This window comes from Flagellimonas marina (genome assembly GCF_042651185.1).
In the GTDB taxonomy this organism is placed as follows: domain Bacteria; phylum Bacteroidota; class Bacteroidia; order Flavobacteriales; family Flavobacteriaceae; genus Flagellimonas; species Flagellimonas marina.
Map to the genome: position 1 here is coordinate 1 of NZ_JBHSCL010000015.1, position 7,779 is coordinate 7,779.

General features: G+C 42.1%; 5 protein-coding genes and 1 pseudogene. 1 reads left to right on the top strand and 5 read right to left on the bottom strand.

The genetic code is table 11. The features are described 5' to 3' along the window. Positions 1–221: 221 nt before the first annotated feature. Both ACFOWS_RS18940 and ACFOWS_RS18945 read right to left on the bottom strand, forming a co-directional pair. Positions 222–392: pseudogene (locus tag ACFOWS_RS18940) on the bottom strand (hypothetical protein); the annotation flags it as partial. 264 nt (positions 393–656) lie between these two features. Then, the gene (locus ACFOWS_RS18945) at positions 657–857 is read right to left on the bottom strand and encodes a hypothetical protein (RefSeq protein WP_379768136.1); all 201 of its coding nucleotides are present in this window, start codon (positions 855–857) and stop codon (positions 657–659) included. 245 nt (positions 858–1,102) lie between these two features. On the opposite strand from ACFOWS_RS18945, the gene ACFOWS_RS18950 reads away from it, so the two are divergent. After that, the gene (locus ACFOWS_RS18950) at positions 1,103–1,312 is read left to right on the top strand and encodes a hypothetical protein (protein ID WP_379768139.1); all 210 of its coding nucleotides are present in this window, start codon (positions 1,103–1,105) and stop codon (positions 1,310–1,312) included. 330 nt (positions 1,313–1,642) lie between these two features. Here the strand turns inward: ACFOWS_RS18950 and ACFOWS_RS18955 are convergent, their stop codons facing one another. The 3 genes from ACFOWS_RS18955 to ACFOWS_RS18965 all read right to left on the bottom strand — a co-directional run. Next, positions 1,643–3,103: a hypothetical protein gene (locus ACFOWS_RS18955; protein ID WP_379768142.1), complete on the bottom strand. Its 1,461-nt coding sequence runs from the start codon at positions 3,101–3,103 to the stop codon at positions 1,643–1,645. A 164-nt stretch (positions 3,104–3,267) separates the two neighbouring features. Continuing rightward, positions 3,268–5,001, bottom strand: coding sequence for a RagB/SusD family nutrient uptake outer membrane protein (locus ACFOWS_RS18960; protein WP_379768145.1), 1,734 nt, complete (start codon positions 4,999–5,001; stop codon positions 3,268–3,270). Positions 5,002–5,011: 10 nt separating this feature from the next. Then, on the bottom strand, positions 5,012–7,779 hold a 2,768-nt coding region (locus ACFOWS_RS18965; RefSeq protein ID WP_379768148.1), incomplete at its 5' end, for a SusC/RagA family TonB-linked outer membrane protein.

Below are 7,779 nucleotides of genomic sequence, written 5' to 3' on the forward strand. Positions count from 1 at the left end.
TTCCATCAATACGGTGGAAAAGCAGATGGTCAAAGCCCTTAAAATTCTGAGAAGCAATCTAAAATATAAAGTTGAAATGTTCCTATGGCTGATTGCCAAAACCCTTAGCACCGCTAAATAGGACGTATATTGGATAGGACGTTCAATTAATACCACCATAGGCGGATGAAAGTGAGCGGACCAAATCAAGTGCACGAAATCGCTTCATTTTGGTGCTGTAGTTAATGTTTATTTTTAATTTTTTCCTCATAGATTCCCTTATTAATGTTCACCCTGTGCGCCGTGTGCTCAAGACGGCCGACCAAACATTCGTTCCTGCGGTATATCTCCACAAAGCTGTCCGTGTAGACGATTTTCACCTGCTTGCCGATGTGCCTGCATGGAATACTGTAGTAGTGCCCGTCCCTGTCAAGTTAGATATGGCTGTTCTTGTAGATCGTGCCCTTTACATCGGACCTTATCTCACACCTTTTTAAGGGAAGGGGACCGAACTCCGGCACCTCCAGCTCCCAGAACAGGGAACCTCGTGAGTATATGGAAACAGTGTTGTGCACCATTAGCAGTTCCAGGATGGCCCTGTTGATCTGAACCACACTGTGGAAGGTACTATTACAAAAGAGTGTGAACGCCCCGGTATAGACAATGTGCACCCCATTCTACACAGTCGCCTTGTCCCTGGGTCCGTATGCTCTTGTGGGCAGTATGGCGGTATCGTAATGCTCCGCATAATCGGCAATGATCTTGTTGACCTTTGGCTCAAAACGGCTGCTCATGGTGACGGCGGACTTCAAGTTGTCGGACTCAAGGGCACGGGGACTCCGCCATGGAACCACAGTGCGGACAACTCGGTACCGCATGAAGTCAGACAATTTTTAGATCCGAAAGGTCTCCACGTAGGTATATTGGCTGCTTCCCAGTACGCACAGGTATACCTCGAGCACTTAGATCTCCCCTTATACTTCTTCGTTATGTGAAGTTTTTTGCCCTTAAAATCGACGAAGAGTCTGTTTCCCGCCCTGTGGGTTAAGTGCATCACGGGGGAGGATTCCTTGGTCCATTCACGGTACCAGTACCTGAACTGTGAGAGCTTGAACCCGTCGGGATGCTTCGTACAATACTCTTTCCACAGCAACTGGCGGGTAACCCCCGTATTATGGTGTTCCCTTTCAAAATAGGCGTAGTACCGTTCAACCTTCCCGAGTTGTCCGCACTTTGGCTTTTGGTCGGCCTTGAAGAGTCTTTGTATCTTCTCCAGGGTCATCTCCGAGACCTAGTAGGGCTTCAACCTGCAACGATTGAAGAGCTCATATAATTGGTCTCCGTGTTGCGGGAGATGCCCAGTTCCTCGGTGATGCGTCGCTTACTACCTCCTCGCCGTACACTTTTTGCCATGCACATTTTTATCTGTTTGTTCGCCATGATCTTTTTTACAAAATAAACCATCCAAACACGTAAATAGAATCGAACTTTTTAATGGCTCACTTTCATCCGCCCCACTATACTCACTTTCGTCCGCCGCAGGTGGTATACTATGTCCAATTCTTGCACCTTTCAGGCTTATTGAGGTTTAGAGGTTTATCCTGTGCAAAACCGTGAATTGTGAAAATGGCCAAGCAAAGAATCACAAAAAATTTCATAGGCTTCATTTTTTCAATCCAGTTAAATCTGACTCTATTTTGAACTTACCTTCTCCCTTGTCAATCACCGCCTTGAAGTCCTCAGATATTTCAATATTATTCGCTGTCTTCAGTACAATCTCTTTCCCTGGAATTCTGTTTTCAATCAAGACCATCTCTCCCTCTTTGTTAAGAATATTGCCATAAAAATTTACCTGTGTCCTACCATAGTCAGGAACATAGCCCTCCTTGCCATGGAAAAGAATGCCTGTATTCCTTAAACTACTATTGGTAACTGTAAATACATCCACGGGGGTGTTCACCTTAATGAAGGGTTTGTCTCCATCATGCAATACCCTGACATTGTCGAATAGCAGTTGTTTCTGTTCTGGGATTTCTGCGCCAGGGTAGTACGAACGACTCCAGCTGCTGTTATCGAAGTGAATGGAAAATGTCTGTCGTGGTTTTTCCAGAAAGATGTCCCTGAACACCACGTTCCTCACACCTGCTGTGTACTGTACATCGTCCTGCATCATAACCCACTTGATGCCGTCCAGCTCGACGGTTCCTTCTTTGTGGGTCGGTCTTGTCTTGGTGACCCATGTTTTTTTCAGGGGCTTGCCGTCCGGTCCTATTCCGTCTACCCGATAAATCCGGCCTCCGGTAACAACCGCATCCGCATTTTGCAGCTCTAGTCCTTCTTCCCAATCTATCCAGCCACCTGCCAGAATCCTGCAGAAATAACCCACCAAAGGTTGGCCTTCCAAACTCAGATCATGACAATTCTCGATGACCCCGTTCTCGATCCATCCAACTTCGGGATTTGATGTAGCATAGTCATGGGCATTGAGCGCGAGTGCGTCATCAAGGGTTTTAAATGTTGCGTTCGAAATTCTGAATCGGTTGCCACGACCAAGATGGATACCATCTTTATCGCCGACAAGAATCGTATCATCAATCAGTAAATCTTCGAAAGTGCAGACATGAATGCTAAATTGAACTCCCTCAATGTCATAGCACCTGAAGCCTTCTATGCGCAAATCCTTTACATAGAAAAAGGCCAACTGTCCCCTCAATCCAAATATTTTATCGTAGCGTTTCACTATGCCGTTCACTTGTATGTGAAGCCCTTTCACAGCAATATGTTCATCCCAGGTTCGTGTTAGAGCACCTTTGTTCAGCAACACATGGGAAAAAGCCCCTTCTTCATTCACTTTCTGAAGGATGACCCCTTTTGCAAATTCTATTGAGGTATTGCTTCCAATGTAAGAGGTACCCGCCACTTTGTAGGTGCCTGGTTGACCAACAATGATATTGCCCCCTTGGTCCAAGGCCGCCTGGAGCGATTTTACATTCTCTATTCCCGTGGCATCCGGTGAAAAACCATAATCGGCAGCATCGGTAAAGCCAGATCCCTGAGAGTAACTTTTTAGAAACGAAAATAGAATGAATGTTAGAACTAGTGTTCTTGAATAAGTTTTTGACATTTTGTTGTCTTTTAAAAAAATTTTGATCTGTTCAATTTGCGATACCAAACTCCACACTACAAGTCTGCAGAACGGAACCCTTTCGCAAAGATTTGGAACCTGCTATGACTGCGATAAGAATACCGTGGCAAATTGCCACGGTATTAAGTTTAAAATGAAATGACCTAGTATCCAGGATTTTGTTCCAAAGCAGCATCCTTATTTGCTTGAATCTCGCTATTTGGAATAGGCATTAAATTAACACGATCATCAATTGTATATCCATATTCGAGGGTGGCAGAATGATATTTTCTGAGATACTCGGCCAATTTACCTGTTCGCAATAAGGTATTCAATCGATATTCTTCAAAGTGCAGTTCACGGGCCCTTTCATCAAGAATAAGATCCAGATCTACCTCGCCCGCCGTTACCGGAGTGGCCTGTGCCCTATTCCTAATGGCGTTGATATCGGCTGCGGCTAAATCATTATTGCCATTGCGTAAATACGCCTCTGCCCTTAACAAATACGTCTCCGCAAGTCTAATGATATACCAATCCTTAAAAATTCGTCCATCGGAATTATTCTCTCCGTCCTGTAATTTATAGGGTTCATGTAAAACTTCTACATTTTTCTTAAATGACGGCTGACTCATCCTACCGCCTCTGAACCTCTCAAGCAAAGTTGGGTCATAGGTATCTTCAGACAAGGGCATTCCAAAAAATTCACTTTCAGGGTTATTCCAATAATAAGTACGTTGAATATTGTATTTAGAATTTCTTATATCGTTATTGAAATCACCTTTAAAATTCCATACTTGATTTTCCAAATAATCGGTAGCACCACCCAATCCTACAGACCTACCCATCAGAGTGTCTTTGTAAACATTTCGAAGTCCATTTAAATCTTGTGCAAAACCACCGTTCCAATAAACTCTTCCGCCAAGCCATCTTTCTAACGTAAAGTTACCTTCGGTCCTACCTTCTGTCACCCCTCCTACAACATCAAATTCATACTGTACATTCCATATTGTTTCCGTGTTCCCTGAAGATCTGTTAAAATTACCCTTACGGAACATGTCCCAATACACATCACCCCAAGGTTCTGGGGGACCAGTATAATCATACCCTCTCCATTCAAAATCCGAAAAAAGTCCAAACCTATCCATCATCAAAGCAAAGTTGCCATCATCGATAACAGCCGAAGCAGCATCTATAGCGCCTTGATAATCGCCCAATTGAATATTAACTTCTGACAATATGTGGTACGCTGCTGCGCGTGGCGCCCTTCCCGCAGGAACCTGATCCACAGTATACATATGTTGTACGGCGTATTCCAAATCTTGTTTACACTGCAGATATACATTTTCGCGTGTATCCCTAACGTAATCGAACTTTGGCTGAGTCGTTTCTTCCAAAACCAGCGGTACACCTCCCCACATATTGGCAAGAAATCTGTAATAATAGGCTCTCAAAAACCTTGCCTCCGCCTCGATGGCATTACGATCTTCCTCTGATTCCCAAGAAATATCATCTATCCTACCAATGATGGTGTTGGCCTTAAAAATCTGTAAATAAAATATGCCATACCACTTAGCTGCAAAATCTGCATCTGCATTGAAGGTGTTCCATTGAAAATAATCATTTGTGTAGACCCCTGCAGCATCTTGCCTAACCCACGTTAGGTCTGCATCTATTCCAAGAAGTGCAAAATTTGCAATATTATCTCCTGGACTATAATAAAAATCTCTATTATCAAGATATATATTGGCTAGTGCAGAAATAAAGCCCTCTTCTGAAACAAATGCATTACTTGGACTGAAAAAATCCTTTGGTTCTTCTTTTAAAAATTCATCCTCACTGCACGCCACTGACATAAAGAACACCATCAATAACGTACTTATATATTTTAATTTTTTCATTGTATTATATTTAGAAGTTTAGCGATAAGGATAATTGAAAATTTCGAATAGATGGTCTAGCATCATTGGTCAATCCTTGTTCCGTTTCTGGGTCCAATCCATCCCAATGGGGCGCATATACAAAAAGATTATCCGCACTAAGGGTTAAAACGAACCCTTCAATACCCATGCGATTTACCACGCTAGATAAATCATAGCTCAACGCTACCTTCTGAAGTTTTATAAAACTTCGATCGTAATATCTTTTACTTCTGTAAGCCGCATTACTATAGTCGGGCCTAGGAAATTCTGCATTGGTATTGGTTGGAGTCCAATAGTCATATATTGGATGGTTGATATCTGTTCTGTTAGTACCGAAGTCTAAATGAGGATCATTTTCTCCTGATAAGTACCAATTATTTCCTCCCCAAACAGAATAGGCATACAGCAACAAAGAAAAATTCTTGTAATTAAATGTGTTCGTAAAACTCCAACGGAAATTGGGATTGGTATTTCCGATAATCTGACGGTCGACATCGGAGGTTATTTGACCATCCCCATCAAGGTCTTCAATCATATAATCCCCTGGCCTTAAACCGTCCATGATATCCGTATCATTCTCCTGCCACATACCAATAACCCTTGTATCGTATATTGTACCAAGACTTTCACCTATAAATAGACTAGACTGCGGAAGGTCGTCCTCTTTCCCGTCCCCATCATTATCGTCACCTAAGAGGGTCTCTATTTTATTTCGGTTTAACGAAAAGGCTATGTTCGATGTCCAATTAAAATTGGGGGTTACAATGTTTTGGGTATTTAGAGACAATTCAAATCCATGATTTTTTATTTCGCCTATATTATCCAATACTGTCGCCAACTCGCCAAGGTCATTTGGAAGGCGTTCCTGTTCTGCACCCGTAGCTCTTGGCACGGGCAATTCAAAAATCAAATCTGTTGTTGTTGTATTATAATAATCCAATCTTCCAGAAATACGATTATTCAATATACCAAAGTTCAACCCTAAATTTAAGCCGGTTGTTTTTTCCCATCCCAATGAATTATTGGCCAGGCTACTTATCCCTTGTGTAACAGCATAATCATTACTGTCTCCAAAAATGACCTTTCCTGTTGAAATCCTAGCCAGAGTAGCGTAAGGATCTATTGATCTGTTACCTACGCTTCCATAAGATGCCGATAGGGAAAGTGTATTAAACAGCTTGGAATCGGCCATAAAATTTTCATTGGTGATATTCCAGTTAGCTCCAAGAGAAGAAAATACCCCCCATTTGTTGTTTTCACTAAATGCAGAATAGCCATCACGACGAACAGTACCCGTAAAACTGTACCTATTATCATAGGAATAATTTAAACGGGCCAACTGACCGATAGCGGCACTCTCGCCACCTCCAGTGTCTACAGCTTGATTAGTTCCATTGGCCAACCCATAGGAACCCAAAGCGTAATTATCGAACCCACTTGCGATTAATTCCTCATCTTCCCAGTCTGTTTGCTCTACTGAATACAGTAATGTGAAATCAAAAGCATGTTTCTGGGCAAATAGACGCTTGAATGTTATTAAGTTATCAAACAACCTGTAGTAATTGTCAGAATAGGATCTATCCCCATAACCATCATTATCATCGCCACGTGAGGTAAACTCACCATAGAAGGTTCTATTCTTGTTCCACCGAAAGTTGTTGGAATACGTCGTGGTATATGACAACCCTTCTACCCAGGGCACATCAAATCTTAATTTAATGGCACCATTCAAACTATTGGAAAGCCTTGAATGTTCGGAGGCTATTGCATAGAGAGGGTTACTAGTGGACGTCGTGGTTTGTGAAAACCTTATAAGGTCACCATTTTCGTCGTACAAGCTTGCATATGGACTTAAGCGGGTTACACTGGATAAGGATGGCTCAGAGCCTGAAAAATCCCTCAAACTAGCAGAAGCCAAAACCGAGAGATTTAACCAGTCAGTGAGATTGGAACTATGATTTATCCTAGCTGTATATTGTCTGAAGTCATCATTAAGAACCACACCTTCTTGATTTGTAAGTCCAAGTGAAATAAAATAATTTGATTTTTCTGTAGAGTTGGACACACTAAAGTCTACAGTTCTCATGAATCCATCCCTTATGCCAATGTCATTGGGATCTGGAATAGAAAATTGATGATCGGGGGTTGCATCATAATTTTTTTGCTCCTCTTCGGTCAAATAACTTCTGATCAGATTAGGATCGGCATCTAAACCCTGTGCTTCCCGAATATCGAGGATATTCTGAAACCATCCCTTGGTATAAACGGGATTAGGCTCTAGTTGATTCGATATACTATTTACCAATTTTAAATTAAAACGAGGTTTGCCGTTAATACCTCCACCTTTTTTAGTTTCAATCAAAATGACGCCATTTGCCGATCTTGCACCATACACCGCTGCTGCACTGGCATCCTTTAAAACTGTTAAATTTTCAATATCATCCGGCCTGATATCTCCTAATGAGCCGTTATATATTATCCCATCCACGACAATTAAAGGGCTATTACTAGCCCCAATAGAGTTTTGGCCTCTTATAGTTATATCTGCTACAGCTCCAGCACGATTAATCCCTTCAACATTCAATCCAGGCAACGTACCCTTAACTGTTTCTATTATATTGTTCACTGGTACTCTGTTATAAGTTTCCAAATCTGCCTCTGCCACGGCACCGGTAACAGCTTGCTTTGCTATGGTTCCATAACCTACAACGACAACTTCATCAAGCTGGGATGAACTTTCCTTAAGTCTTACGGTAA